This window comes from Nitrosomonas mobilis (assembly GCF_900103035.1).
Lineage (GTDB): Bacteria > Pseudomonadota > Gammaproteobacteria > Burkholderiales > Nitrosomonadaceae > Nitrosomonas > Nitrosomonas mobilis.
The window spans coordinates 1-24386 of the sequence record NZ_FMWO01000054.1; the positions used below are offsets into that span (position 1 = coordinate 1).

A 24386-nucleotide genomic window follows, 5' to 3' on the forward strand; every position below is an offset into this window, starting at 1 on the left:
AATTTTCATGCGGTCTTTGCTCTGTTTGTGACCTTTTGTTTCTGCTTTTGTTCCGGCAAAGTTACATCTTTCACGCCAGATACACCTGAAAGCGTAGTCACCTTCTCATCCTTAGTCAAGTTTTTTTTCCATACCTGAAGCATGGAAATATAAAACCATCACGAATTTACCTACATAATGTAAGGCTATGTCTGCATTAAACGTTGAAACTGATTTTCTCGTCCGAGAGCGGCCTGGAGACCAATGATTGGCGAGTTGTGCCCGCCCCAACGTTCCAGCCATCTACGCCAGCCCAGGTAATTTTCCAGGTATTTGGTTGCGACCCCATGAAATCTTTTCATCCGCTGTTTAAGTCTGCTGTCGTAGGCATTAACATTCTGGATATGGTAAACACCAGCAATGACTCGAATTCCAGCAGAGAGATTGACGGAGCGATGGGTAATTCCGAGGTTATGAGCCACAGACCGGTAGATGTTTAGTCCCACGGTGTGCTGGAATGAGTCAAAGGTAAAACGATCTGACTTATTTGTCCAGATTTTGCAGGTGTACTCTATGGCAGTAGCCAATTGGATAGGCATTAAACTTTTTCTTTGGCTTGTCGCCCTCAACACCCGGCAACCGACTGATGTCATGCCGTTGAAAGCAGCGATGCAGGCTTGAGCGAGTCAAATGCGGAATGCTTGGTTGCAAGGCATATAGACAATCATCCAGCGGTAGAAGTGTATGTTTGCGAAACGCCACAACAGCGGCCCCTTCCTCCAGACCTAAAACGGTCAAGTGCGCCTCTTTGGGACCCATCGGCGCATCGTGGGTGAATTCCCGCTTCCGCCACTTCGCTACCGTTTTTGGATTAATCCCATGCCGCTTGGCTAGAACATTCAGACTCGCTCGACGCACCGCTGCGATGACAAAAGATCTTCCACTCAGTGTTGAGAATTCTTGATGCAGATAACTAATTAAGAAGATTTTGAGATTAGGTTTACAGAGAGCGCATGCAAAGGTAATTAATATTGACATTAAGACTGCAGCGCAGAATTTTTACGCACTCTCTGCGCGCAGCACAAATTAAGATTGAATGATGGTTACCGCTCCAGCTTATCGAGCTTGTCAGTAACTTTTGCCCATTCATCGGCGTCTGGCAACGCATCAATTTTTTCGGTGAGCGTCTTCCAAGTTTTCGATAATTCCGCATTAAGCGCGATGAAATGGCGTTGATTGTCCGGAACATCATCTTCGGCATAGATTGCTTCAACCGGACATTCTGCGACGCATAAGGTACAATCGATACATTCGTCAGGATCAATCGCCAGAAAATTAGGGCCTTCATGGAAGCAGTCGACTGGACAAACATCGACACAATCGGTGTATTTGCATTTGATACAACTTTCAGTCACTACATAAGTCATGATGATATTCCTCGTCTGGCGTCATTCTTAAAAGAGTCGTTAATTCTATCAGAACCGGGCAACGCCTGTCATTGCTTAGATGATTTGCTGCGTGCGGGGCAGATCAGTTATACAAAGGTATCGGCAAATCAGAATTTATCCTGCTTTCCGAGAATGACGCACAAAATAAAACAATGAAACTCTCCTCCTGGAATGTCAACTCACTCAAAGTTCGCTTGCCACAGGTAGTCGATTGGCTCAAACTGAATCAGCCAGATGTGCTGTGCTTGCAGGAAACCAAGCTGCAAGATGCACATTTTCCTGTTGATGAAATTGCTGAAATTGGTTATCACGCAATTTTCAGCGGACAAAAAACTTACAATGGCGTTGCGTTATTGAGCAAGGTCAATACCGATACCGATTATTGTACAGCGCTGCCTGGGCTGAATGACCCTCAGAAACGGCTGATCGCAGCTACTTGCAATGATATTCGCGTCATTTGCATCTACGTGCCTAATGGTGAGCGTGTGGATTCAGAAAAATATTCCTACAAACTGGAATGGTTGAAGGCGCTCACCAGTTTTTTGCAGGAAGAGCGCAAACGTCACTCGAAAATTGCGCTACTGGGAGATTTCAATATCGCACCGACAAGCAGCGATGTTTATGACCCGCCAGCATGGGAAGGGAAAGTACTGTGTAGCGCACCTGAACGGGAAGCCTTCCAGCAGTTACTGGCGACAGGGCTTGTCGACAGCTTTCGTCTTTTCACGCAACCCCCTGGAACTTATACTTGGTGGGATTACCGCATGATGAGTTTTCGTCGCAATCATGGGCTGCGCATCGATCATATATTGATCAGTGCTGAAATGGCTCATTCATGCACACGCTGCTGGGTGGATATCGCACCCAGAAAATTGGAAAGACCGTCTGATCATGCACCAATAACGGCGGAACTCTCGTTGTAGCTCTCATCCATTTGGAATTCATTTCCATCTCAGCATTATTATTTTCGAGGGAACATCTTTATTAGCACTCTTGTCCAACAAGTGCTAGAATTTACATAGAAATTTTAATTCAGAAATGGGAGGTAAACCATGAATGAAGCTTATGCGATGCCGGTTACGGTTAGCGGAGGTCTGGAAAATTACATCCAGACAGCCAACGCTTACCCGATTTTATCTCGGGAAGAAGAGTATTCGCTGGCAAAGCGCCTGCGCGATGAAGGCGATGTAGCTGCGGCTCATCAATTAGTGCTATCACACTTGCGCTCGGTGATCGCCGTGGCGCGTGGCTATCTGGGTTATGGGCTGTCACACGCCGATCTTATTCAAGAAGGAACGATTGGCCTGATGAAAGCAGTTCGACGTTTCGATCCTGAACGCGGCATACGGCTGATGACCTTTGCCACACACTGGATCAAAGCCGAAATCCATGAGTTCGTCATACGTAACTGGCGCTTGGTCAAGATTGCCACGACTAAACATCAGCGCAAGCTCTTTTTCAATCTTCGCAGCATGAAGAAAGGATTAGACGCCATGAATCAAACGGAAGTAGCCAATATGGCAAAAGAGCTAGGCGTCACAACTAAAGAAGTGGTCGAAATGGAAACCCGCTTCAGCGGGCGTGATGTATCTCTAGAACCCTTGTCGGAAGAAGATGACGAGTTCACCAGCCCTATTTATTACCTGACCGATGGTGCTGATCCCTCTCAAACGCTGGAAAATGCCGAGCTTGAAGAAGTTACACATGCACGTCTCCAACAATCACTGGATAGCCTGGATGTGCGCAGCCGCCGCATCATAGAAGCACGCTGGCTGCAGGATGATGCAAAAGCTACGACATTGCATGAACTGGCAAGTGAGCTGGGCATCTCTGCTGAACGTGTACGCCAGCTTGAAAGTAAGGCAATGGCCAAAATACGAAATACGATAACCACGAAAATGTAAAAAGTATTTTTCACGCACAGACAAAACCAAACAGGGGCAAGGCGCGATGCCCGCCGACTGAAAGCCGGCGAAGCGGCGCTAGAAGGACACCGACGCGACCTGGACGAAGAAGCACGGCAAGAGTCGCTTCGGCTACAAGCTGTCGATCAGTATCGACAAGAAGCACAAGATCATCCGCCGGATTGAGACCAACATCGCCTCCACGCACGACAGCCAGCACTTTAACAACGTCTTTGACGCGAGCAACACGAGTCGTGATATCTATGTCGATCGAGGCTATCCGTCGGAGGAGCGTGAAGCCTGGCTCAAGGAGAACGGTTTCCGAAACCAGTTCAGCGGAAGGGCAAGCGCAACAAGCTGCTGTCCGAGTACCAGCAGCGACGCAACAAGCGTATTGCCAAGACGCGCGCACGGGTCGAACACGTGCTCGGCGCTATCAAGCAGATGGGCGGCAAGTTGCTGCGCGCTATCGGTCGCGCTCATCATTTTGCGGAAGGATTGACTGAAAACCTCAGGTTATTCGAGGTGCCCAGTATAGAGAACCGCATCGTTTGTCAGCAATGGTTGAGTGCCGTGTTTGTGTGACCGGCGCGTCATAGCATGTTACTTACCCTTGAATAATTCAAGAAAGAAGGCTTCGTCAGCTTAAGCAATGCCAACCAAACTTGCGGCTTTCTACTCATTAGGCAATTTAAGAAAACAATGATGCCAGCGAAATGTTGTGCTGCGATGTATATCGCAGACTTTTGCGCTGGTACGCACGCTTTGACCTGATGCTGCGTGCAATTTAGTTATATGACCGCACTTGGGGAACAATGGCGTGGCCAATATGCGATTTTCAATCAATGCATACTGACAGCAGTAAAGCCATGGGCGCTGTCGCGCGGAAATAGTGACTAAAAACTGGGCGCATCGCTTTCATGGCGTGGCAACTCGTTATCTGCCCAGCTATCTCGGCTGGCGACACATTTTAGATGAAACCAAAGACGCTTTGACACCAAAGTATATATTACGCGCCGCTTTGGACGCTTGGTGGCATCAACATATTAACGCGAACATAGCCTACTTTTAATTTGTAGGCAATTCGATATCGGGGCAGCAAGAATCAGAAAAACCATGGCTACGGCAAGACTGAAGGCAAATACAGCGGCCGTACCGGCCTGCTCTACCTGAAATGCTTTGCCAGTCCACGCAAGTTGATAGCCCTCCGGAAGATATTCAGCCGCGTGTTGTTCGACACGCTCGATGACTTCGCCGGCGCCCACTATACCTTCTCCCAGCACTTTAACTGACAGCAGTCCATTGAACATTGCAACGTGAATTTCATTCATGGTTGACTAAATTTGTCTGGTATTGTATAGTTGACAAAAATCGTCGGGTATATTTTTAATTGTTCTATTGTACTAAGGAATCACAATGAGACTAACAACGAAAGGAAGATTTGCGGTAACCGCGCTTCTGGATATTGCGATACGGCACGGTAGCGGCCCTGTTTCCCTGGCGGATATCAGTCAACGGCAAAAAATTTCATTATCTTATCTGGAGCAATTGTTTTCTAAATTACGCCAGCGGAAATTAGTGGATAGTGTACGTGGACCAGGCGGTGGTTATTGTCTGGCCAAAGGACTGGACGAGGTGTCTGTGGCTGATATCATTCTGGCGGTCGACGAGCCAATCGATAGTACCCAATGCGGTGGCAAGGAAAATTGCCTCGGTGACAGCAAATGCATGACGCATGATTTATGGGCAAAGCTCAACGAAATTATTTTCGATTATCTCAGTCATGTCACGTTGAAACGCCTGGTAGACGAGCAGAGTCAGCGTGAACTACAACGCGAGCAAGCTGTCGTCAAACTTTACGATATGCGTGAAGCCGCTTTCTAAATACACCTTGGTGAGAGTGAGTTTATGACAATTACATTAACTGAACGTGCCGCAGATCAGATCCGGCGGCAGCTAATTAAACGTGGCAAAGGACTTGCCTTACGACTTGGAGTAAAAAAATCAGGGTGCTCAGGGTTTTCTTATCTATTCGATTTCGCTGATGAGATTCAAGAAACAGATGAATTATTCGAATCAAATGACGCCAAGATTGTCGTTAATCGAACCGATCTATCTATTTTTGAAGACGCCGAAATCGATTTTGTTCAGGAAGGACTGAATAGCATGTTTAAGTTCCGCAATCCGAATATAGACAGTACATGTGGCTGCGGGGAAAGTTTCAGTCTTAAAAAACATGAAAAACTTCAGGAAATATAAAAAATGAGTGTTGCACTACAACATCTGGTTAATCAACCATACAAACACGGTTTCGTCACAAAAATCGAATCCGATACCGCACCTAAAGGATTAAGCGAAGATACCATCCGGATGGTATCTTCCAAAAAAAATGAACCTGCGTGGCTGCTTGATTTCCGGCTGGAAGCTTACCGCAGATGGCTAAACATGACAGCACCCGCCTGGCAGAACGTACACTACCCGGAGATCGACTTCCAGGCAATCAGCTATTACTCTGCGCCCAAGTCGAAGAAAAAGCTGGCCAGCATGGACGAGGTTGATCCAGAATTGCTGCGCACCTTTGAAAAACTGGGGGTACCGATGCATGAACGCGCTGCACTGGCTGGCGTGGCAGTTGATGTCATTTTTGACAGCGTATCGGTTGCAACTACCTACAAAGAAAAGTTGGCGGAAGTAGGCATTATTTTTTGCTCATTTTCAGAGGCGGTGCACAATCATCCGGAATTGATTAAGCAGTACCTAGGCACCGTTGTGCCGCCAGGGGATAATTTTTATGCGGCACTCAATTCAGCCGTTTTTACGGATGGCTCGTTTTGCTTCATTCCCAAGGGCGTAAAATGTCCGATGGATTTATCCACGTACTTCCGCATCAATACTGAAGAATCGGGACAATTTGAGCGCACCTTGATCGTCGCGGAAGAAGGCGCATCAGTTTCCTATCTGGAAGGCTGTACCGCTCCGCGCTTTGATACCAATCAATTGCATGCAGCCGTAGTCGAGCTGGTTGCGCTAGACAATGCTGACATCAAATATTCGACCGTGCAGAACTGGTACGCTGGTGATGAAAACGGGATCGGCGGTATCTACAATTTTGTGACCAAACGTGGCTTAGCAAGAGGTCGTAATTCCCGCATTTCCTGGACACAAGTTGAGACAGGTTCGGCGATTACCTGGAAATATCCATCCTGTATTTTGCGTGGAGAAAATTCGGTAGGAGAATTTTATTCGGTCGCGGTAACCAATAATTACCAGCAGGCGGATACCGGCACCAAAATGGTGCATATCGGCGCCAATACGCGCAGCACTATTGTCAGCAAGGGCATTGCAGCAGGTCACTCTAATAGCAGCTATCGTGGCTTGGTCAGAATGACGCCTACCGCCACGAATGCGCGTAATTATTCTCAGTGCGACTCCATGTTGATTGGCAATAAATGTGGCGCACACACTTTTCCCTATATTCAGGTAAAAAATAATAGCGCACACGTCGAGCATGAAGCATCTACTTCCAAAATTGGTGAGGATCAATTGTTTTATTTCGCGCAACGTGGCATTGATGCCGAGGAGGCCGTATCAATGATTATTAACGGATTTTGCAAGGAAGTCTTTCAGCAATTGCCAATGGAGTTTGCTGTAGAGGCCACCAAACTGCTCAGCCTCAAGCTGGAAGGGAGTGTGGGATGATCCGCGCTGATAGTAGCATCTTGCTGGAAGTTCATGACCTACACGCGAACGTTGAAGATACCGAAATTCTCAAAGGACTAAATCTTACCGTTAAGCGTGGCGAGATTCACGCCATCATGGGACTGAACGGCTCTGGAAAAAGTACTTTTGCCAAGGTCCTGGCCGGGCACCCGGCTTACAGGATGACGGGTGGCGAAATCCTGTTTAATGGGATGGATATCACCAGTCTCGCGCCAGAGGAACGGGCACGTGCCGGATTATTTCTGGCTTTTCAGTACCCGGTTGAAATTCCAGGTGTAGCCAATGATCAGTTTTTGCGTCTGGCTTATAACACCGTGCAGAGACAGCGCGGCAAAGAAGAACTGGATCCACTCGAGTTCGACGACTTTGTACGGGAAAAAATGAAACTGCTCGACATGAACCCAGGTTTTCTCGATCGCAGCGTCAATGAGGGTTTTTCCGGCGGCGAGAAAAAGCGCAATGAAATTCTGCAAATGGCTCTGTTGGAACCAATGCTCGCCGTGCTTGACGAAACGGATTCTGGTCTCGATATTGACGCCCTCCGAATTGTTGCAAAAGGTGTCAACCAACTCGCAAGTCAGGACAATGCCTTGATTCTGGTGACTCATTATCAACGCTTGCTCGACTATATCGAGCCGGATTACGTGCATGTAATGGAAGCTGGGCGGATTATCAAAACGAGCGGCAAAGAGCTCGCACTTGAACTTGAAGCCCATGGTTATGACTGGATAAGTGGTGACAAGACCCGGGCGAGTGGAGTGCAGCCATGAACACACTTATCAAGAATGTTTCCTTCCAGGAATGGATTTCATCCTGGAATTCCGGAAAAATAACAGCGCCGGAGCATTCAACCAACTATCTGGATCAACTGCGCACAAACGCAGTTAATCACATTGCAGCCCTTAAATTTCCGTCAACGCGGGATGAAGAATGGCGTTTTACTGATATTACCCCGCTCAAACACGCGGCTTTCAAGCAACCCTCCGCAGCAACGGAATTGACCGCAAGCGATCTCACACAATACTTTATTGATGAATCGGTCATTCGGATAGTATTCGTAGATGGCCAGTACATGCCGGGATTATCAAGCACTGCTGCTCAGCATGGCGTGACGATCGATAGCTTATCCAAACTGGTAGCGACAGACATTTCAGCTGTAACCCAGCACCTGGGGCAGATTGCTGAGTATCATAACAATGCTTTTGTAGCACTCAATACCGCTTTTATGCAGGAAGGTGTTGGTATTGTTATTTCAGAAAATATTGTGGTCGACGCGCCGATTCACGTTTTGTTTGTAGCCACGCAACAGGAGGTGACAGCTTGCCCTCGCTGCCTGCTGGTCGTAGGCGCCGGTTCCCGTATTACCCTGGTCGAAGAATATTTGGCATTAACAGATTGCGCTTATACAACCAATGCGGTCATTGAAGCGCAACTTGCTGATTCTGCCAACGTCAACCATATACGCCTGCAGCGGGAAAGTCGCGAGGCTTTTCATATAGCCAATACCAGCGTGCAGATAGCACATGCTGCGAGTTACCAGTCAATCAGTATTGCTTTGGGCGCACAAATTTCACGCTTTGATCAACATATTTCTCTGGCTGACCAGCATGCGCAATGCAGTATAGATGGGCTAACGTTGATTTCAGATCAACAGCTGGCCGATACGCATACGTGGATTGATCACATCAAGCCACAGGCCACTAGCCGGCAGCTTCACAAATGCATTGCGGATGGCAGCGCTCATGCAGTATTCAGCGGAAAAATTATTGTGCGTCCGGACGCGCAACAGACCGATGCCAGGCAGATGAATCGCAATCTACTGCTGTCAGACAAGGCAAGTATAGATACCAAACCACAGCTTGAAATCTTTGCTGATGATGTGAAATGTTCACACGGTGCCACAATAGGCCAGCTGGATGCGGATGCACTGTTCTACCTGCAAAGTAGGGGATTGAATTTAGCCAGTGCGCGCAATTTACTGACCTACGCTTTTGGTGCGGAAGTGATTGACTTTATTCCAGTGGACTCAGTCAAGCAACAACTTGCGGATTTAATCCTCGCCAAAACACGAATCCATTAAATCATGAAAATTGTTGATACATTACTGACACCAGCCATGCAGCACCCAGGGGCGGAGTTAGCACAGCTACGCGCAGATTTTCCGATTCTCGCGACTAAAGTAGCAGGAAAACCGCTCGTCTACCTGGATAACGCTGCCTCCAGCCAAATGCCGCAATCTGTGATCGATTGCTTGGTTCGTTATCAAACTACGCAGCATGCCAATATCCATCGTGCCGTGCATCATCTCTCCGAAATCGCCACTCAGGAATATGAGGCAGCACGACATAAATTGCAGCATTTCATCGGCGCCAGGGAAGTGCGCGAGGTAATTTTTACCAGCGGCACGACGGAAAGCATTAATCTGGTGATGCATGGTTACGGGCGTAAATTTATCAATCAGGGTGATGAAATCATTCTGACTACACTTGAACATCATTCAAATATCGTTCCCTGGCAGATGCTGGCAGAAGAGAAGGGTGCACATATCCGGGTGGTGCCGATCAATGACGCAGGCGAACTGTTGCTGGATGAATACCAGAAACTATTCAACGCCAACACTCGTTTTGTCGCGCTGTCGCACGTATCCAATGCACTCGGCACCATCAACCCAGTCAAGGAAATGATTGCTATTGCCCATGAACACGGAGTGCCTGTTCTGATCGACGGAGCGCAGGCCGCGCCACATATGCAGGTTGACGTACAGACGCTGGATTGTGATTTTTATGCATTTTCAGCGCACAAAATGTGCGGCCCGACTGGGATCGGTGTGCTCTATGGCAAGGCACATCTGCTGGAATCAATGCACCCTTTCAAAGGAGGCGGCGACATGATTGCTTCAGTCTCCTTCGAGAAAACTACTTACAATGAGCTTCCCTATAAATTTGAAGCTGGCACTCCGCCCATCATGGCAGCGATTGGATTTGGTGCAGCAATTGACTATCTCAGCGAGGTGGGTCTAAATAAAATAGCTGCCTTTGAGCACGAGCTGCTGGTTTATGCAACGGAAGCAATCAACTCAATTCCCGGTGTTCGCATTGTTGGTGATAACCCCAAAAAAGTGGCAGTGGTATCATTTACGATTGACGGCATTCACCCACACGATGTCGGGACACTGTTGAATGAAGAAGGTGTGGCAGTCAGAACGGGGCACCATTGCGCGCAGCCGATCATGCAACGTTTTAACATTCCGGCTACTTCCCGAGCTTCATTTGCTTTTTACAACACCAAAAAAGAGATCGATGCTCTGGCTGCAGGAATTCGATCCGTACAAAAGGTCTTCGCACTATGAGTCTGAAGTCAATTTACCAGGAAGTCATCCTGGACCACAACCGGAAACCACGGCACTATGGTTCGCTCGAGCATCCTACACATCATGCCTTGGGACATAATCCCCTATGTGGCGATAAGATCCATGTAGATCTGAACATTCAGAGTGACAAAATTGAACAAATTGCCTTTCATGGAGAATCATGTGCGATCTGCAAGGCATCTTGCTCAATGATGGCCGCAACCGTTAAGGGGAAATCCCGCCAGGAAGCAGAAACCCTGGTCCAGGAATTTCGTAAAATGCTGGTAAGCGGTGCGGATGCGGAAAGCCTGGAGCATCTTGGACGACTGAAGGTATTGGCCGGTGTGCGCGAATTGCCCACCCGAGTCAAGTGTGCAATTTTGCCATGGCATACATTGCATGCTGCAATGAATTCTGTCGTCAGCGTTTCAACAGAAGAAAAAACTGACAAAGAAACCAATAACTCAGCACAACTCACTATCAATTAGTAAGCTACCTATGCCAAAAATTGCCGAAATTGAGGGAACGCCCAATCCCAACGCACTGAAATTTATCCTGAAAGAGCCCCTCACCTGGGGAATTGTTCGCTCTTATGATAATGCGGAGCAGGCTGAGGACGATTCACTTGCAAGCGCGCTGTTTGAAATCGATCATATTACCAATGTATTCTACGTAGACCGCTGGATCACCATCACCCAGGATGGCGAGGCGGACTGGCAGGATCTGGCGCGCGCGGTTGCTGACCCAATCCGGGCGGCACCAGCGGCAACTGCAGAATCTGCGGCCACCGTAGCAGCAGCGGACGAGGTACTCTCCAATCTAAACGAGACAGATCAACAGCGACTACAGAAAATCAATATCTTATTGGATGAAGAAGTCAGGCCGTTCTTGCAAAGTGACGGTGGTGATCTCCATATATTAGGGCTTGAGGACAATATATTGCGTATTCACTACCAAGGCGCCTGTGGTACCTGCCCGAGCTCGATCAGCGGCACGCTTAGAGGAATAGAGCAACTGCTGAGAACTATCGAGCCTGATTTACGAGTGGTTGCTGCGTAAACAAGTCATATTGGTGTACGCTCAACGCAACGCATAAAATCCTCAAGGGTATATCTAAAAATTCAGGGTTACAAACAAGATCAGGCGCGAATAAAAAATGTTGATACAACACATGCTTGATATGTAAGGAACCATTTTTCACAAGCGATACGATATTGTGACAATATGTTGATTTTTAAAGACGCCCTCAAGATAAATGCTGTATGTACCATTCCATTGCCTGCCTGAGTCCTTGGTCAACCTGATGTGTAGGGTCATAACCCAATAGTTGGCCGGCTTTACTGATATCTGCCTGTGAATGCCTGACATCGCCAACGCGGAAATCACGGTAAACAGGTTGATATTCCCCCAAGTGTGGAAACTGATCAATCAGCAGGGTTCGCATCATGGTGTAGAGCTGATTAAGGCTGGAACGAGCGTTGACAGCAATATTATAAACCTGGTTGATCGCGTTACTATTCGTTGATAGCGCGGCCAGCACATTGGCTTGTAGCGCATTCTCTACATAACAGAAATCGCGGCTGGTTTCGCCGTCTCCATTAATATAAAGCGGCTTATTCCTGATCAGAGCAGCAATCCATTGCGGAATAACTGCCGCGTAGGCACCGTCCGGATCCTGTCGGGGGCCGAAAATATTAAAGTAGCGCAGACCAATCGACTGAGTATCATAACAACGGGAAAATACATCCGCATACAGTTCATTTACATACTTGGTGACAGCGTAGGGTGAAAGAGGGCGCCCAATAACTGATTCCACCTTGGGCAAATCCGGTTGATCGCCATAAGTTGAGCTGGATGCAGCATAGACGAATCGCCTGACTTTGGCATCACGCGCAGCCACCAGCATGTTGACAAAACCAGAAATATTGTTCTCATTAGTCAGAATGGGATCTTCGATTGATCGCGGAACCGATCCAAGCGCAGCCTGATGTAAAACAAAATCGACATTTTTGCAAGCCTGCTGGCAGGATACAAAATCGCGAATATCTCCTTTAATAAAATTAAAGTTTGCCCAGGCATCTGCAGTTACTGCAGCTTTTACCTGGTCCAAGTTATGCTGATAGCCCGTTGAAAAATTATCCAGCCCGGTTACCTTCTGCTTTAATTTAAGCAATGTTTCCAGTATATTGGAACCGATAAACCCGGCCACACCCGTTACTAGCCAGTGGTAGTGGTTTTCTAGGAGATGTTGCTGAGCCTGCTGATAATGATTCGTCATGAAATTTTCTGAAAAATATAAAAAGAATTACCTAAGGGTGTTATATAAATTAATAACAAAAAAGCATTTTTTGCGGACATCACAACATATTGGACAAAATCAGATTTTCTAAAAGCACCCTTAAATCAAAGCCGCCAGACGTGATAGCCAGCCTGTGCTAAACAGAGTGTATCAAACTGCGATTTGACATCGATGAAGCAGCCATGCTCAATCAACTTGGATTGCAATTCTGTCAGTGATTTACTGATGAATGCCTGATGCGCCACTGCGACAATCAATGCATGTGCTCGCGGCAAGTCTTCCCACGATTTGAGCGTTACGCCGTACTCATGTCTCGCTTCGTCATGCTCGGCAATCGGGTCGTGTACATGCACATCAACGCCATAGTCCTGTAGCTCGCGAATGACATCGGCAATTTTGGAGTTTCTTAGATCCGCGCAATTCTCCTTGAACGTCAAGCCTAGCACGTTAACTTGCGCACCTTTTACGCTGAAACCCGCCTTAATGATCTGCTTGACAGTCTGCTCCGCAACATATTTAGCCATGGAGTCGTTGATGCGCCGACCGGCGAGGATGACCTGCGGCATGTAGCCAACCATTTCAGCCTTATGCGTCAAGTAGTACGGATCGACACCGATACAGTGTCCTCCTACCAAACCCGGTCTAAAAGGCAAAAAATTCCATTTGGTCCCTGCTGCCCGCAGCGTCTCAAGCGTATCAATCCCTAGTTTATCAAAAATGATCGCAAGCTCGTTCATCAACGCGATATTGAGATCACGTTGCGTATTTTCGATAACCTTGGCAGCTTCGGCAACCTTGATGCTGGAAGCACGATGGACGCCAGCAGAAATCACGCTTTCATAAAGCCTTGCGATTTGTTCCATTGATTCCGGTGAATCACCGGAGACCACTTTGGTGATCGTGGTCAACGTATGTTGTTTGTCACCGGGATTAATTCGCTCCGGTGAATAGCCGACATTGAAATCTGTCTTCCAGCGCATTCCGGAAAACTGTTCGAGTACCGGAATACAGACTTCTTCGGTAGCACCCGGGTAAACAGTGGACTCATAAATGACAATTGCCCCCTTTTTCATATGCCTGCCTACCGTCTCGCTGGCACGTTTCAAGGCAGCAAAATCGGGCTGATGAGCAAGATCTACCGGTGTTGGTACCGCGATAATAATAAAATCTGCACGCGCCAGCTCTGCTGGATCAGCAGTAAATGTCAACTGTTTTGCTGTTGCAAACTCAACTGATGACACCTCGCCAGTAGGATCAGATTGGCGCCGATAGCTGTCAATTTTATGTTTAGTAATATCGAAACCAATCGTATTAATCTTTTTACCGAATTCGATAGCAAGAGGTAGTCCAACATATCCCAGTCCTACTACGGCGACTGTATGCATAAGCGTGTTCCTTGTATGTCAAAAATTTTAGGAATGAAATGGTTCCTGCTGGTACGGTTGCCTTGAACCTCGCAGATTAAAAGCAACGCATTTAGAAAACAAAATAACCGATTATTTCGGATTCAAGTTTATCATCAAAGCATGAAATAACCGTTAATTAGCAAAAACGAACCATCCGTAAATTGTGATATAACTAGCATATTCTATCGTCGATGACGAAGTAATATTCCTGATGAATCTGTTGGTCTGATCGGTTTGCCAAAGAAGATTCCCTTGTAATTATATATATCCACCAAGTGAGGTAAAAATGAATCAACCAGATAAAACCAGCATGCCAGTAAAACCCGGAACTGCTTCGGCACTAATACTGATTGCCGCACTTATTCTTTCGGCATGTGGCCAGTCCAAGGATGCACAAGCACTGGTGGCAGAAGCGAAACAGCACCAGCAAAAAGGAGATGACAAGGCGGCAATCATTCAACTGAAAAATGCATTACAGCTTAGCCCAGACGATGCGGAAATACGCTTTTTGCTGGGTGCTCTCTACAACAAAGAAGGCAATATTCCAGCGGCCGAGAAAGAATTAAGTCAAGCGTTACGGCTTGGAATGGAGTCAACCAAGGTGCTGCCTGAATTAGGACAAGCTTGGCTGGGGACCGGACAATTCCAGAAATTACTCGATGAAACCGACAAACTGGCCAGCCTGGAAAATCAGGTGGACTTGCTGGTGTTGCGTGGTAATGCGTTACTTGCGCTGGGCAAGTTTCAGGAAGCCAAGGAAATGTTTGAACAGGCCCTGGAAGATAACTCAGACCAACCAGATGCTCTGATTGGCATGGCCAGATATTCACTCATACAGAACAATCTCGAAGCTGCCATGAATTTTGCAGATGACGCCGTAACACGCAATCCGCAAAATAGCGGTGCCGCCTTGTTCAAGGGTGATCTGTTGCGGGCACAGGGCAAAACTGCCGAAGCACTGACGCTCTACGAAAAAGTCATCTCGTTGCAGCCAGATGCCGTAGCGGCTTACATCAACCGTGCAGCCATTCTGATCGGCGACAAAAAATTTGAAAACGCTCAGGCCGATTTAAAAACTGCGCTTACACTCTCACCCGGAAATCTGGCTGCCAACTATACACAAGCGTTGCTCGATTTCAGCCAGAACAAACATGAAGCTGCCCGGGAAGTGCTGCAACAGATTCTCGGTGCGGCGCCTGGCCACATGCCGAGTGTCTTGCTGATGGGAGCGACCCAATTCGCGCTTGAATCGTATCCTCAAGCGCAACAACAGGTAGAACTCTATCTCAAGTCTATTCCCAACAATCTCTACGCGATCAAACTGATGGCGTCGATTCAGCTTAAAAACAATCAAGCCAAACAAGCGGTGGCAACCCTGGCACCTGCACTGAATGCCGCACAGCAGGATCCACAATTATTCGCTCTGGCAGGTGAAGCGTACATGCGAGCCGGTGACTCCACCAAGGCAACCGAATATTTTGAAAAAGCGGACGCCCTGGTACCGAACAATGCCGAGCTGCATACCGCGATGGCCATGAGTAAGCTGGCGCAAGGAGACAGCAAAAGTGCGATTGCTGATCTGGAAATGGCCACGCAGTTGGATAGCGAGTCTGACAGAGCCCGGGTAATGCTGGCCATGACCCATCTACAGCGCCAGGAATATGACAAAGCGCTGGAGGCCGTTGCTGTACTCCAAGCCAGTCATCCCGACAACCCCCTGTTTCATAATTTACAAGGTGGCATTTATCTTGGCCAAAAAGATCTGGCCAAAGCGCGTACCAGCTTCAATCAGGCAGTTGCGTTACAGGCCGACTATTTCCCCGCCATCATCAATCTTGCCAGACTCGATTTGCAGGAAAATAATCCTGACGCGGCGCGCGCACGTCTGACTGCAGTCTTACAGAAAGACAAGAAACACCTGCAGGCCATGCAGGCGCTGGCTGGAATTGCCCTTGCGCAAGGAGATAATGACGTGGCAACCCGCTGGATGGAACAAGCAAGTGAAGCCAATCCGGACAATTTATCGGCTGCACTGCAACTGGGACTGCATTATCTGCGCGTCAATCAGCCAAAAAAATCGCTGGCTCTCGCCAAAAAACTGCAGACTACCAACGGTGAAAATCTCAGCCTCATAGAGTTGCTGGCGCGCGCATCCCTTGCGAATGATGACAAGGTTGCCGCACTCGACAACTTCCAGAAACTCGCCGCACGTATGCCGGATTCCGCTCCGGCTCAGCTACAACTGGCACAAATGTACGTTGCCATGCAGGATAACAAAGCGGCTGCAGCAGCATTGAAGAGAGCCTTGACTATCCAGCCGGATCTGGTCGAAGCCAAAATTGCCCAGGCACGCCTGGCTGCTCAAGCTGGCCGCGAAGATCAGGCACTCAAAATCGCCCGGGAAATTCAGCAGCAACACGACAAGCTATCGGCTGGATTTGAACTGGAAGGAGACTTGTTAAGTCAGAAAAATGCTGCCGCTGCCGCTAAGGCCTATGACAAGGCACTGGCAAAACAGGAAAGTAGCCAGTTGATGATCAAGCTGCATGAAGCCTTGGCACGCAGCAAAAATGAAAAGCAAGCTGAAAAGCGCATCAATGACTGGATCAAGAAACACCCAACAGATGCGATCACCCGCACCTATCTGGCGGGCATCCATCTTGCCAAGAAACAATATGACCCGGCAATCAAGCAATATCAGGCCATTCTGGCGCAGCATCCCGAACATGCCGCTACATTGAACAACTTGGCCTGGATCTACCAACAGCAGAAAAATCCAGCAGCTTTAGAATTTGCTGAAAAAGCGCATCAACAGGCACCTGACGCACCGGCAATCATGGACACGCTTGGCTGGATCCTGATCGAACAGGGACAAGCCAAGCGTGGCGTCACTCTGCTGGGAAAAGCCGTTTCGATGGTGCCAGAGGCTGCAGAGATTCGTTATCACTATGCAGTCGGTCTCAATCAAGCCGGTGACAAGACGAAGGCCCGTAAGGAACTGGAACACTTGCTCGCAAACGAACACCCTTTCCCGCAGCGGGAAGAAGCCCGCAAGTTGTTGGATACTTTATAATTTACAAAACCACAAAGCTTTAGCCTGCCTTATTGACAGTCTGGAAAGCTCGATATGAGCTTTCCAGACTGTCAATGCTCCTTTCCTTCATTGCCTGTTTGAGCCATGCCGGAATAACGGCGGATGATACAATTACCCATCATTATCGTTCGTTAAATGAGGAGTCACATGGCGACAATCGAATCGATTCTGCATGAAAAACGCGTATTCCCCCCCAGTGACGAATTTGTCCGGCACGCCAATGTATCTGGTTTAGAAGCTTATCGGGCGCTATGCGATGAAGCACAGCAGGACTACCTGGCTTTCTGGGCAAGGCTGGCGCGGCAACACATCGATTGGCACAAGCCATTTACACACGTGCTAGATGAGACCAATGCACCGTTCTACAAATGGTTTGATGATGGCGAACTCAACGTCTCGTGGAATTGCCTGGATCGGCATCTCGCCACGAATGGGAATAAAACCGCAATCATTTTTGAATCCGACGAAGGGGCCGTGACGCACTGCAGTTACCGCGAATTACATGCACAGGTCTGCCGGTTTGCCAATGCACTGAAATCACTCGGCGTAAAAACGGGGGACCGCGTGCTGATTTATATGCCGATGCGCATCGAAGCAGTAGTAGCCATGCAAGCTTGTGCGCGGATTGGTGCGATTCATTCGGTGGTTTTCGGGGGTTTTTCGGCAAAAAGCGTGCGCGAGCGCGCGATCAATGCAGGAGCGTGCGTCATCGTCACGGCAGATCAACAAACTCGCGGTGGCAAGCAGCACGCACTGAAAACTACCGTTGACGAAGCGCTGGCGATGGGCGGTGCAGATTGTGTACGTCATGTTGTCGTGTATCGTCATACGGGTGCGACCATCGCGTGGAATACGCCTCGTGACCGCTGGTGGCACGAACTCATCGACAATCAGTCTGCCAAATGCGATCCTGTCTGGGTCAATGCCGAACACCCATTATTTACGCTTTATACTTCGGGCTCAACCGGTAAACCCAAGGGTGTGCAACATTCATCGGCCGGCTATTTGCTGGGGGCAATGGTTAGCATACAATGGATTTTCGATTTCAAGCCTCACGATATTTTCTGGTGTACGGCAGATGTTGGCTGGATTACCGGCCACACCTACGTCGCCTATGGGCCACTAGCGATGGGTGGAACACAGGTCATCTTCGAGGGGGCACCTACCTATCCCGATGCCGGACGTTTCTGGAAAATTATACAGAATCATAAGGTGTCAGTTTTCTATACTGCACCAACCGCGATCCGCTCTCTGATCAAACTGGGAGCAGATTTGCCTGCACAATATGACCTGTCATCGCTGCGGCTTTTGGGCTCGGTAGGTGAGCCGATCAACCCCGAGGCGTGGATGTGGTATTACACGGTAGTGGGCCAGTCACGCTGTCCGATCGTCGATACCTGGTGGCAGACCGAAACCGGCAGCCATATGATTGCGCCGACACCGGGAGCGATTGCGCTCAAGCCCGGTTCCTGCACCTTTCCGCTACCCGGCATCGATGCTGCCGTAGTCGATGAAGCAGGGCATGCCGTTCCACCCGGTCAAGGTGGCTTCCTGGTTATCAAACGCCCGTTTCCCTCGCAACTGCGCACCTTGTGGAATGACCCGGAGCGATTCAAACAAACTTATTTCCCGAAAGACATCGCCGGCGGCAGTTATTACCTTGCAGGAGATTCCGCGCAACGCAGTGAGGATGGCTATTTCTGGATCATGGGGCGTACCGATGATGTGCTCAATGTTTCGGGGCATCGTCTGGGCACGATGGAGGTCGAATCGGCACTCGTTGCGAATCCCTTGGTCGCAGAAGCGGCCGTTGTCGGCAAACCTCACGAAATCAAGGGAGAAGCAATCGTCGCGTTCGTGGTGCTGAAGGGCATCCGGCCTCAGGGAGAGCAGGCCGCCGAGATCACTGCCACCCTGCGTGATTGGGTTGCCAGGGAAATCGGCTCAATTGCCCGCCCTGATGAAATCCGTTTTGGCGATAATCTGCCGAAAACCCGTTCCGGCAAGATCATGCGGCGGTTATTGCGCGCCCTGGCCAAGGGGGAGACCATCACGCAGGATACCTCCACGCTAGAGAATCCTGCCATACTTGAACAACTCAATCAGCCTGGACGCTAAAAATGATGTTGAACGATTTGCAGGTAATACCTTCCGTAACTGACTACACAACCGGAATCAGCGTGATTGATGCCCAGTACCACCGTCCAGGAAGGGCAGCGATCCATCTGCTGGTCGAAAACGGAGTCGCGGCACTGATCGATACCGGCACGCGCTTTTCCGTTCCTGGCGTGATGGCAGTACTTGCGCAGAAAAATATTGCACCAGAGCAGATTGCCTATATTTTTCTGACGCACATTCATCTTGACCATGCTGGTGGTGCGAGCGAATTCATGCGCCAGTTACCAAATGCGCAACTGGTAGTGCATCCGCGTGGTGCAGCGCACATGATTAATCCAGTAAAGCTGGTTGCGGGTGTGATGGCCGTCTACGGCGAAGCTAAATTTCGCCAGATGTATGGTGAAATCGAACCCATTGCCGCCGAACGAGTAATCGAAGCGCCGGATGGCACGATCATTGAACTCGATGGCCGTCCGTTGCTGCTGCTCGATACTCCCGGCCATGCGCGGCATCATTACTGTATCCACGATGCATGCAGCGAATCCATCTTTACCGGGGATACCTTTGGCGTCTCCTACCGGGAATTCGATGTCAACGACCTGGAGTTCGTTTTTCCCACGACATCACCCGTGCAATTCGACCCAGAAGCCGCACATGCGTCGATCGATCGTCTGATGGCACTGCAGCCGCGCCAGGCATTTCTCACTCATTTTGGTCGGATTCGGCATCTGGAAGATCATGCCGCACAAATGCACGAGCTGATTGACGCTTTCGTCGAAATTGCCCGTAAGGCATCGGCCCAACCGGAGCGGCACGCCAGTATGGTAGAAGCCTTACGCGCGTTACTGTCGCAAAAACTGGCCACGCACGGTTGCACTCTGCCAGCCGCTGCGATCGCTTCGCTGTTGCAAACCGATATCGAGCTGAATGCGCAAGGACTGGCAATCTGGCTGGATCACACCGCAAAAGTATCATAAAGCATGGCTGCATTTAATTATCCGCCAGGCAACGCAACGGATTGATGCCGTATGCAGCGGATGATCTGGCTGGTCATAATTAGTTTAGTTGCAGGCGGACTAGCGCTTTTGCTGTTGCTGTTCCTCTTTCATCCCAGACTGATCTATTTTCCGGACAAGGTGATCCACTCCACTCCGAAAATCTGGAATCTCTCCTTTGAGAATGTCGCACTCGCCACAAGCGACGGTATAACCCTCCACGGCTGGTGGCTGCCACACCCGCAGCCACGCGCAAGCCTGCTTTTTCTGCACGGAAATGGCGGCAATATTTCTCACCGGCTGCAAAAATTGCAGTTATTTCATCAGCTCGGCCTATCCATATTGATCATTGATTACCGGGGTTATGGTTTCAGCAAGGGCAATCCGGATGAACAGGGCACCTATCTGGATGCCGAAACGGCATGGCGCTTTCTGACGCAGGAAAAACATGTTGCAGTTGAAAAAATCATTATTTATGGAGAATCGCTGGGGGGTGCGATCGCTGCTTGGCTTGCCAATCAGGTGACTGCCGGTGCGCTAATCGTGGAATCGAGTTTCACTTCTATCCGGGATATCGGTAAATATTACTACCCATTTCTGCCCGTCGATGCCATTACCCGTATCCATTACCCCACTCGTGACTATCTGCAGACAGTCACTCAGCCCGTACTGGTCATTCATAGTCCATCCGACGACATTGTGCCCTATCAGATGGGACGACAATTGTTCGAACTGGCCAATCCACCCAAATCTTTTCTGGAAATTCAGGGAAATCATAACGATGGTTTTCTCCAGAGTGGCGCAGTTTATACGGATGGGTTGAATCGATTCATCGATCAATATTTCAAATGCGAAATAACTTCCATTGACTCCCTATGAACATTCTTGGCCTGATCGAACGCACTGGTAACCGCCTGCCACATCCCGCAAGTCTGTTTTTTCTGGGTCTGTGCTGCATCATGGTGTTGTCCTGGCTGGCAGCCGTCCTGGAGTGGCGCGTACTTCATCCGGCAAGCGGTACAAGTCTTGCTGCAAACAACCTCATCTCCCGAGACGGCGCATGGTGGCTACTAAGCCATCTGGTGGAAAATTTCATCAAATTTCCACCACTGGCGATCGTGCTGGTTGGAATGCTGGGTATCGGCATGGCGGAGCGTACTGGCCTACTGGCAACGATACTGCGACTGGTCATCGTGCGCACGCCTCAGGTGATGCTAACGCCAGTCACCCTGTTTCTGGGCATTATGTCGTCGCTTGCCGTAGATGCCGGTTATGTCGTGTTACCTCCGATTGCAGCGGCGCTTTATCTGGCGGCAGGCAGATCACCGTTGGTTGGCATTGCAGTCGCTTTTGCAGGAGTTTCAGCTGGGTTTGGCGCAAATCTATTCATCACTGCGCTCGATCCACTGCTGGCGGGGTTTACCCAAAGTGCTGCGACCATTCTCGTGGCAGATTATCAGGTTGCGGTAACCGCCAACTGGTGGTTCATGATCGCATCCACTCTAGTGCTGACACTCACCGGCTGGTGGGTGACCGTCAGATGGGTCGAACCACTGAGTGTTCATTATCCGGCAGATCAGACAGCGGCAGGGCCATCGGCTGAAACTGCAATCACGGCAATGGAAATTCGCGCACTGTATCGTGCCTTGGCCGCTTTGCTGCTGGCCGTCACGATCATTTTGCTATGGATTTTTTTGCCGGAGGGGGTGCTGCATGGGGAGGGCAACCGGTTTGCGCGATGGATAGAAGCAACGGTGCCACTTTTGTTTCTGGTCTTCGTCATTCCTGCGATCGTCTTTGGAGTGAGCATCGGCAACATTCGCAGTGACAAGGATATTGCCGACATGATGGGTGCCACCATTGCGGCACTTGGGCCTTACATCGTGCTCGCATTTTTCGCCGCACAGTTCGTCGAAGCTTTCAAGTACAGCAGTCTGGGCGAAATGTTGGCAATTTCTGGTGGATTATGGCTGGCATCTCTGGCGCTTCCTGCACCGGTTTTGCTAGTCGGTTTCGTTATGCTAGCGATGCTGGCCAATCTATTTATCGGATCATCTTCGGCAAAATACGCGTTTCTGGCGCCGGTTTTCGTGCCGATGCTGATGCTCGCTGGATTCAGCCCTGAATTGACCCAGGCGGCCTACCGTGTGGGGGATTCGGTTACCAACGTCATCACGCCGCTCAACCCATACATGATCATCGTTCTGGCATTCGTGCAGCAATACGCGCAAAAGGCTGGCATGGGAACACTGATTGCGATGATGCTGCCCTACACCATCGCTTTTGCCCTGATCTGGAGTTTGCTGCTGGTTGGCTGGCTGCTGCTGGATATTCCGTTAGGTCCGGGTGGAAGCCTGGTTTTCGAATTTATTCAGGCTGCCCGGTGATCGTTGCTGGATGGAACACGCCTGCCGATAAAATATAAAAATCCCGTCAGAAATAGTGCCCAAACTGGTGGTTCGATGATCTCGGTGGGACTGGTCACCGCGTTGAATGCCGCTCCTCCAAAAATGGCAACATCCGCTTTGGTGGATGCCGGGTTGTGATAGCCAAGTTGCACAACCTTAAGACTGTGCATGACCAGTTCCAACCCGGTTACGGCCAAAATGACGCGCCCCAGGTGATACAAATCAAAAACACCGACTTCAGTATCATCCACAAAAAACTGCGCATAGCCGTCGTTATGATCGCCCTTCATGATAAAAGCGACGCTACTGCTGACAACAGAAAAAGTCGTGGCGGCTTCGCTGGTTCCGGGTATGCCAGCTTTCGAATTATCAAACAGCCATAATTCTTGTTTGCCATATCCGCCTCGTGGGCCTATCCCCATAGCTATCCAGTCCATGCCGTCTTTACCGGCATTTTTGAAATCAAGCACGGGGCTTCCAAGAATTGAACCAGGATTGCCCTCTCTCGTGGCTGAGTCGGACAGCGGCAACCATTGAATCGATAATGCCGATACTGGTGTGCCCGTCAACAACCATACCAACAACAACCCATTGATAACAAAATATGATTTGTTAGCCATTTATCGTGCTCTCCTGTTAATTTTTACCAGGATGAACAGTAGTGTTTTTGCTGAAAAAGATAGGCAGGATTAAAGGGGTATTTACAAGGATATTCTCAATTTCAAACCTGATTAGTTACTTCTCTCAGAAATCTTGTAAAATCTACAAATTGCGAAGAAACGTAGCAAAATCAGAGGAGGATGGCAATGGCGATGAATAAAATTCAGTTTCAGGCAGGCCTGTCACTGCATGAATTTCTGCATCAATATGGCACGGAAGCACAATGTGAAGCAGCATTGTTTGCTGCGAGGTGGCCACATGGCTGGAGATGCCTGCGCTGCGATGGGGAGCGATATTCCTGTACCCATAACGGCCGCAAGCTATGGGAATGCCTGGATTGTGGCTACCAATGTTCTTCAATTGTCGGCACCGTGTTTGAAAATACTAAATTACCGCTAAGAACCTGGTTTCTGGCCATTTACTTGATGACGCAAAGCAAGAATGCGGTCAGTGCATTGGAACTCAAACGTCAGCTGGGGGTAAGTTACAAAACGGCATGGTCGATCAAGCATAAGCTGTTACAGACCATGCTGCTGCGCGAAGAGCAACGCCGTCTGGATGGACGCGTGGAGGTTGACGATGCTTATCTGGGAGGTGAAAGGCCGGGAAAGCGCGGGCGGGGCGCGGCAAGTAAGACGCCATTTGTAGCGGCAATACAAACAAACAGCGAGGGGAAGCCACTTTATATACGCTTGACCCCCGTAGCGGGTTTTACATATGAAGCGCTCAAACAGTGGTCGGCTGAATGTCTGTCATCTACTGCACGAGTCGTATCTGATGGTTTGGGGTGTTTCGGGGCGGTTACGCATACAGCCGCGCAGCATGAGCGCCATATTGTGGGAAGTGGCAAATCTGCTGTGCAGCGTGCCGAGTTTCGCTGGGTCAATACGCTTCTTGGCAATCTCAAGACTGCCTTCAGCGGAACCTACCATGCATTCAATCACGCCAAGTATGCACAGCGCTATCTTGCAGAATTCTCCTATCGCTTCAATCGCCGTTTTGATTT

Annotated in this window: 21 protein-coding genes and 4 pseudogenes; 17 read left to right on the forward strand and 8 right to left on the reverse strand. The window is 49.2% G+C overall.

Features of this window, described 5'->3' with window-relative positions:
• Positions 1-185: 185 nt before the first annotated feature.
• The 3 genes and pseudogenes from NSMM_RS08590 to fdxA form a co-directional block, all read right to left on the reverse strand.
• Positions 186-482: pseudogene (locus NSMM_RS08590) on the reverse strand (IS1595 family transposase); the annotation flags it as partial.
• Positions 483-552: 70 nt separating this feature from the next.
• Positions 553-906 (reverse strand): annotated as a pseudogene (locus NSMM_RS08595) (transposase family protein); the annotation flags it as partial.
• Positions 907-1082: 176 nt separating this feature from the next.
• Entirely contained in the window at positions 1083-1406 is a 324-nt protein-coding gene (fdxA, locus tag NSMM_RS08600) for a ferredoxin FdxA (protein ID WP_090286600.1), read from the reverse strand.
• Between the two features lie 173 nt (positions 1407-1579).
• Here fdxA and xth point away from each other — a divergent pair, with 173 nt between their 5' ends.
• The 3 genes and pseudogenes from xth to NSMM_RS08615 all read left to right on the forward strand — a co-directional run.
• Entirely contained in the window at positions 1580-2350 is a 771-nt protein-coding gene (gene xth / locus NSMM_RS08605) for an exodeoxyribonuclease III (protein WP_090286602.1), read from the forward strand.
• Between the two features lie 129 nt (positions 2351-2479).
• Complete coding sequence (gene rpoH / locus NSMM_RS08610) at positions 2480-3331, forward strand: RNA polymerase sigma factor RpoH (protein WP_090286604.1); 852 nt, start codon at positions 2480-2482, stop codon at positions 3329-3331.
• A gap of 31 nt (positions 3332-3362) precedes the next feature.
• A pseudogene (locus NSMM_RS08615) lies at positions 3363-3808 on the forward strand (transposase); the annotation flags it as partial.
• 129 nt (positions 3809-3937) lie between these two features.
• Here NSMM_RS08615 and NSMM_RS08620 read toward each other — a convergent pair.
• Together NSMM_RS08620 and NSMM_RS08625 are read right to left on the reverse strand one after the other, a co-directional pair.
• Positions 3938-4111, reverse strand: a pseudogene (locus tag NSMM_RS08620) (IS1595 family transposase); the annotation flags it as partial.
• A gap of 266 nt (positions 4112-4377) precedes the next feature.
• A complete protein-coding gene (locus tag NSMM_RS08625) occupies positions 4378-4662 on the reverse strand; it encodes an efflux RND transporter permease subunit (RefSeq protein WP_143001904.1) in 285 nt (94 codons plus the stop codon).
• Between the two features lie 85 nt (positions 4663-4747).
• Between NSMM_RS08625 and NSMM_RS08630 the strand changes: the two genes are divergently transcribed.
• Genes NSMM_RS08630 through NSMM_RS08665 form a run of 8 tightly spaced genes read left to right on the forward strand, consistent with a single transcriptional unit; the run spans position 4748 to position 11459 of the window.
• Entirely contained in the window at positions 4748-5215 is a 468-nt protein-coding gene (locus tag NSMM_RS08630) for an Rrf2 family transcriptional regulator (RefSeq protein WP_090286608.1), read from the forward strand.
• A 24-nt stretch (positions 5216-5239) separates the two neighbouring features.
• The gene (locus NSMM_RS08635; RefSeq protein WP_090286610.1) at positions 5240-5590 is read left to right on the forward strand and encodes a HesB/IscA family protein; all 351 of its coding nucleotides are present in this window, start codon (positions 5240-5242) and stop codon (positions 5588-5590) included.
• Positions 5591-5593: 3 nt separating this feature from the next.
• Positions 5594-7030: a Fe-S cluster assembly protein SufB gene (sufB, locus tag NSMM_RS08640; protein WP_090286612.1), complete on the forward strand. Its 1437-nt coding sequence runs from the start codon at positions 5594-5596 to the stop codon at positions 7028-7030.
• Positions 7027-7821 carry a Fe-S cluster assembly ATPase SufC gene (gene sufC, locus NSMM_RS08645; protein WP_090286614.1) on the forward strand — a complete coding sequence of 265 codons (795 nt, stop codon included), beginning with the start codon at positions 7027-7029 and terminating at the stop codon, positions 7819-7821. Before sufB ends, sufC begins: the two co-directional genes overlap by 4 nt.
• The gene (sufD, locus tag NSMM_RS08650) at positions 7818-9131 is read left to right on the forward strand and encodes a Fe-S cluster assembly protein SufD (RefSeq protein ID WP_090286616.1); all 1314 of its coding nucleotides are present in this window, start codon (positions 7818-7820) and stop codon (positions 9129-9131) included. The genes sufC and sufD overlap by 4 nt, the downstream gene beginning before the upstream one ends.
• 3 nt (positions 9132-9134) lie before the next feature.
• Positions 9135-10400, forward strand: coding sequence for a cysteine desulfurase (locus NSMM_RS08655; protein ID WP_090286618.1), 1266 nt, complete (start codon positions 9135-9137; stop codon positions 10398-10400).
• The gene (gene sufU, locus NSMM_RS08660; RefSeq protein WP_090286620.1) at positions 10397-10888 is read left to right on the forward strand and encodes a Fe-S cluster assembly sulfur transfer protein SufU; all 492 of its coding nucleotides are present in this window, start codon (positions 10397-10399) and stop codon (positions 10886-10888) included. The genes NSMM_RS08655 and sufU overlap by 4 nt, the downstream gene beginning before the upstream one ends.
• A 10-nt stretch (positions 10889-10898) precedes the next feature.
• Positions 10899-11459 (forward strand): NifU family protein, encoded by a 561-nt coding sequence (locus NSMM_RS08665; RefSeq protein WP_090286621.1) that lies wholly within the window; start codon positions 10899-10901, stop codon positions 11457-11459.
• A gap of 187 nt (positions 11460-11646) precedes the next feature.
• On the opposite strand, the gene NSMM_RS08670 is transcribed toward NSMM_RS08665, so the two are convergent.
• Both NSMM_RS08670 and NSMM_RS08675 read right to left on the reverse strand, forming a co-directional pair.
• Positions 11647-12678 (reverse strand): NAD-dependent epimerase/dehydratase family protein, encoded by a 1032-nt coding sequence (locus NSMM_RS08670; RefSeq protein WP_090286623.1) that lies wholly within the window; start codon positions 12676-12678, stop codon positions 11647-11649.
• A gap of 125 nt (positions 12679-12803) precedes the next feature.
• The gene (locus tag NSMM_RS08675) at positions 12804-14084 is read right to left on the reverse strand and encodes a nucleotide sugar dehydrogenase (RefSeq protein ID WP_090286625.1); all 1281 of its coding nucleotides are present in this window, start codon (positions 14082-14084) and stop codon (positions 12804-12806) included.
• A 307-nt stretch (positions 14085-14391) separates the two neighbouring features.
• Here NSMM_RS08675 and prsT point away from each other — a divergent pair, with 307 nt between their 5' ends.
• The 5 genes from prsT to NSMM_RS08700 all read left to right on the forward strand — a co-directional run bounded on the left by prsT (position 14392) and on the right by NSMM_RS08700 (position 22699).
• On the forward strand, positions 14392-17178 hold the full coding sequence (prsT, locus tag NSMM_RS08680) for an XrtA/PEP-CTERM system TPR-repeat protein PrsT (RefSeq protein WP_090286627.1): 2787 nt from the start codon (positions 14392-14394) through the stop codon (positions 17176-17178).
• 168 nt (positions 17179-17346) lie between these two features.
• Positions 17347-19317 (forward strand): acetate--CoA ligase, encoded by a 1971-nt coding sequence (gene acs / locus NSMM_RS08685; protein WP_090286629.1) that lies wholly within the window; start codon positions 17347-17349, stop codon positions 19315-19317.
• Positions 19318-19319: 2 nt separating this feature from the next.
• Positions 19320-20294 carry an MBL fold metallo-hydrolase gene (locus NSMM_RS08690; protein WP_245654748.1) on the forward strand — a complete coding sequence of 325 codons (975 nt, stop codon included), beginning with the start codon at positions 19320-19322 and terminating at the stop codon, positions 20292-20294.
• Between the two features lie 51 nt (positions 20295-20345).
• Entirely contained in the window at positions 20346-21191 is an 846-nt protein-coding gene (locus NSMM_RS08695; protein WP_090286631.1) for an alpha/beta hydrolase, read from the forward strand.
• On the forward strand, positions 21188-22699 hold the full coding sequence (locus NSMM_RS08700) for an AbgT family transporter (RefSeq protein ID WP_090286632.1): 1512 nt from the start codon (positions 21188-21190) through the stop codon (positions 22697-22699). Before NSMM_RS08695 ends, NSMM_RS08700 begins: the two co-directional genes overlap by 4 nt.
• Here the strand turns inward: NSMM_RS08700 and NSMM_RS08705 are convergent.
• Complete coding sequence (locus NSMM_RS08705; RefSeq protein WP_176753906.1) at positions 22684-23340, reverse strand: PEP-CTERM sorting domain-containing protein; 657 nt, start codon at positions 23338-23340, stop codon at positions 22684-22686. The two genes, NSMM_RS08700 and NSMM_RS08705, sit on opposite strands and share 16 nt — an antisense overlap.
• Positions 23341-23526: 186 nt before the next feature.
• On the opposite strand from NSMM_RS08705, the gene NSMM_RS08710 reads away from it, so the two are divergent.
• A partial coding sequence (locus tag NSMM_RS08710) for an IS1595 family transposase (RefSeq protein WP_090283480.1) occupies positions 23527-24386 on the forward strand: 860 nt, incomplete at its 3' end.

What these genes read in the sequence shown, in the direction of transcription:
- NSMM_RS08670 (WP_090286623.1), bottom strand. Translation starts at nt 12,678, where the DNA reads ATGACGAATCATTATCAGCAGGCTCAGCAACATCTCCTAGAAAACCAC.
- acs (WP_090286629.1), top strand. Translation starts at nt 17,347, where the DNA reads ATGGCGACAATCGAATCGATTCTGCATGAAAAACGCGTATTCCCCCCC.
- sufC (WP_090286614.1), top strand. Translation starts at nt 7,027, where the DNA reads ATGATCCGCGCTGATAGTAGCATCTTGCTGGAAGTTCATGACCTACAC.
- sufB (WP_090286612.1), top strand. Translation starts at nt 5,594, where the DNA reads ATGAGTGTTGCACTACAACATCTGGTTAATCAACCATACAAACACGGT.
- prsT (WP_090286627.1), top strand. Translation starts at nt 14,392, where the DNA reads ATGAATCAACCAGATAAAACCAGCATGCCAGTAAAACCCGGAACTGCT.
- rpoH (WP_090286604.1), top strand. Translation starts at nt 2,480, where the DNA reads ATGAATGAAGCTTATGCGATGCCGGTTACGGTTAGCGGAGGTCTGGAA.
- NSMM_RS08630 (WP_090286608.1), top strand. Translation starts at nt 4,748, where the DNA reads ATGAGACTAACAACGAAAGGAAGATTTGCGGTAACCGCGCTTCTGGAT.
- NSMM_RS08705 (WP_176753906.1), bottom strand. Translation starts at nt 23,340, where the DNA reads ATGGCTAACAAATCATATTTTGTTATCAATGGGTTGTTGTTGGTATGG.
- NSMM_RS08635 (WP_090286610.1), top strand. Translation starts at nt 5,240, where the DNA reads ATGACAATTACATTAACTGAACGTGCCGCAGATCAGATCCGGCGGCAG.
- xth (WP_090286602.1), top strand. Translation starts at nt 1,580, where the DNA reads ATGAAACTCTCCTCCTGGAATGTCAACTCACTCAAAGTTCGCTTGCCA.
- NSMM_RS08690 (WP_245654748.1), top strand. Translation starts at nt 19,320, where the DNA reads ATGATGTTGAACGATTTGCAGGTAATACCTTCCGTAACTGACTACACA.
- fdxA (WP_090286600.1), bottom strand. Translation starts at nt 1,406, where the DNA reads ATGACTTATGTAGTGACTGAAAGTTGTATCAAATGCAAATACACCGAT.
- NSMM_RS08625 (WP_143001904.1), bottom strand. Translation starts at nt 4,662, where the DNA reads ATGAATGAAATTCACGTTGCAATGTTCAATGGACTGCTGTCAGTTAAA.
- NSMM_RS08695 (WP_090286631.1), top strand. Translation starts at nt 20,346, where the DNA reads ATGCAGCGGATGATCTGGCTGGTCATAATTAGTTTAGTTGCAGGCGGA.
- NSMM_RS08700 (WP_090286632.1), top strand. Translation starts at nt 21,188, where the DNA reads ATGAACATTCTTGGCCTGATCGAACGCACTGGTAACCGCCTGCCACAT.
- sufD (WP_090286616.1), top strand. Translation starts at nt 7,818, where the DNA reads ATGAACACACTTATCAAGAATGTTTCCTTCCAGGAATGGATTTCATCC.
- NSMM_RS08655 (WP_090286618.1), top strand. Translation starts at nt 9,135, where the DNA reads ATGAAAATTGTTGATACATTACTGACACCAGCCATGCAGCACCCAGGG.
- NSMM_RS08665 (WP_090286621.1), top strand. Translation starts at nt 10,899, where the DNA reads ATGCCAAAAATTGCCGAAATTGAGGGAACGCCCAATCCCAACGCACTG.
- NSMM_RS08675 (WP_090286625.1), bottom strand. Translation starts at nt 14,084, where the DNA reads ATGCATACAGTCGCCGTAGTAGGACTGGGATATGTTGGACTACCTCTT.
- sufU (WP_090286620.1), top strand. Translation starts at nt 10,397, where the DNA reads ATGAGTCTGAAGTCAATTTACCAGGAAGTCATCCTGGACCACAACCGG.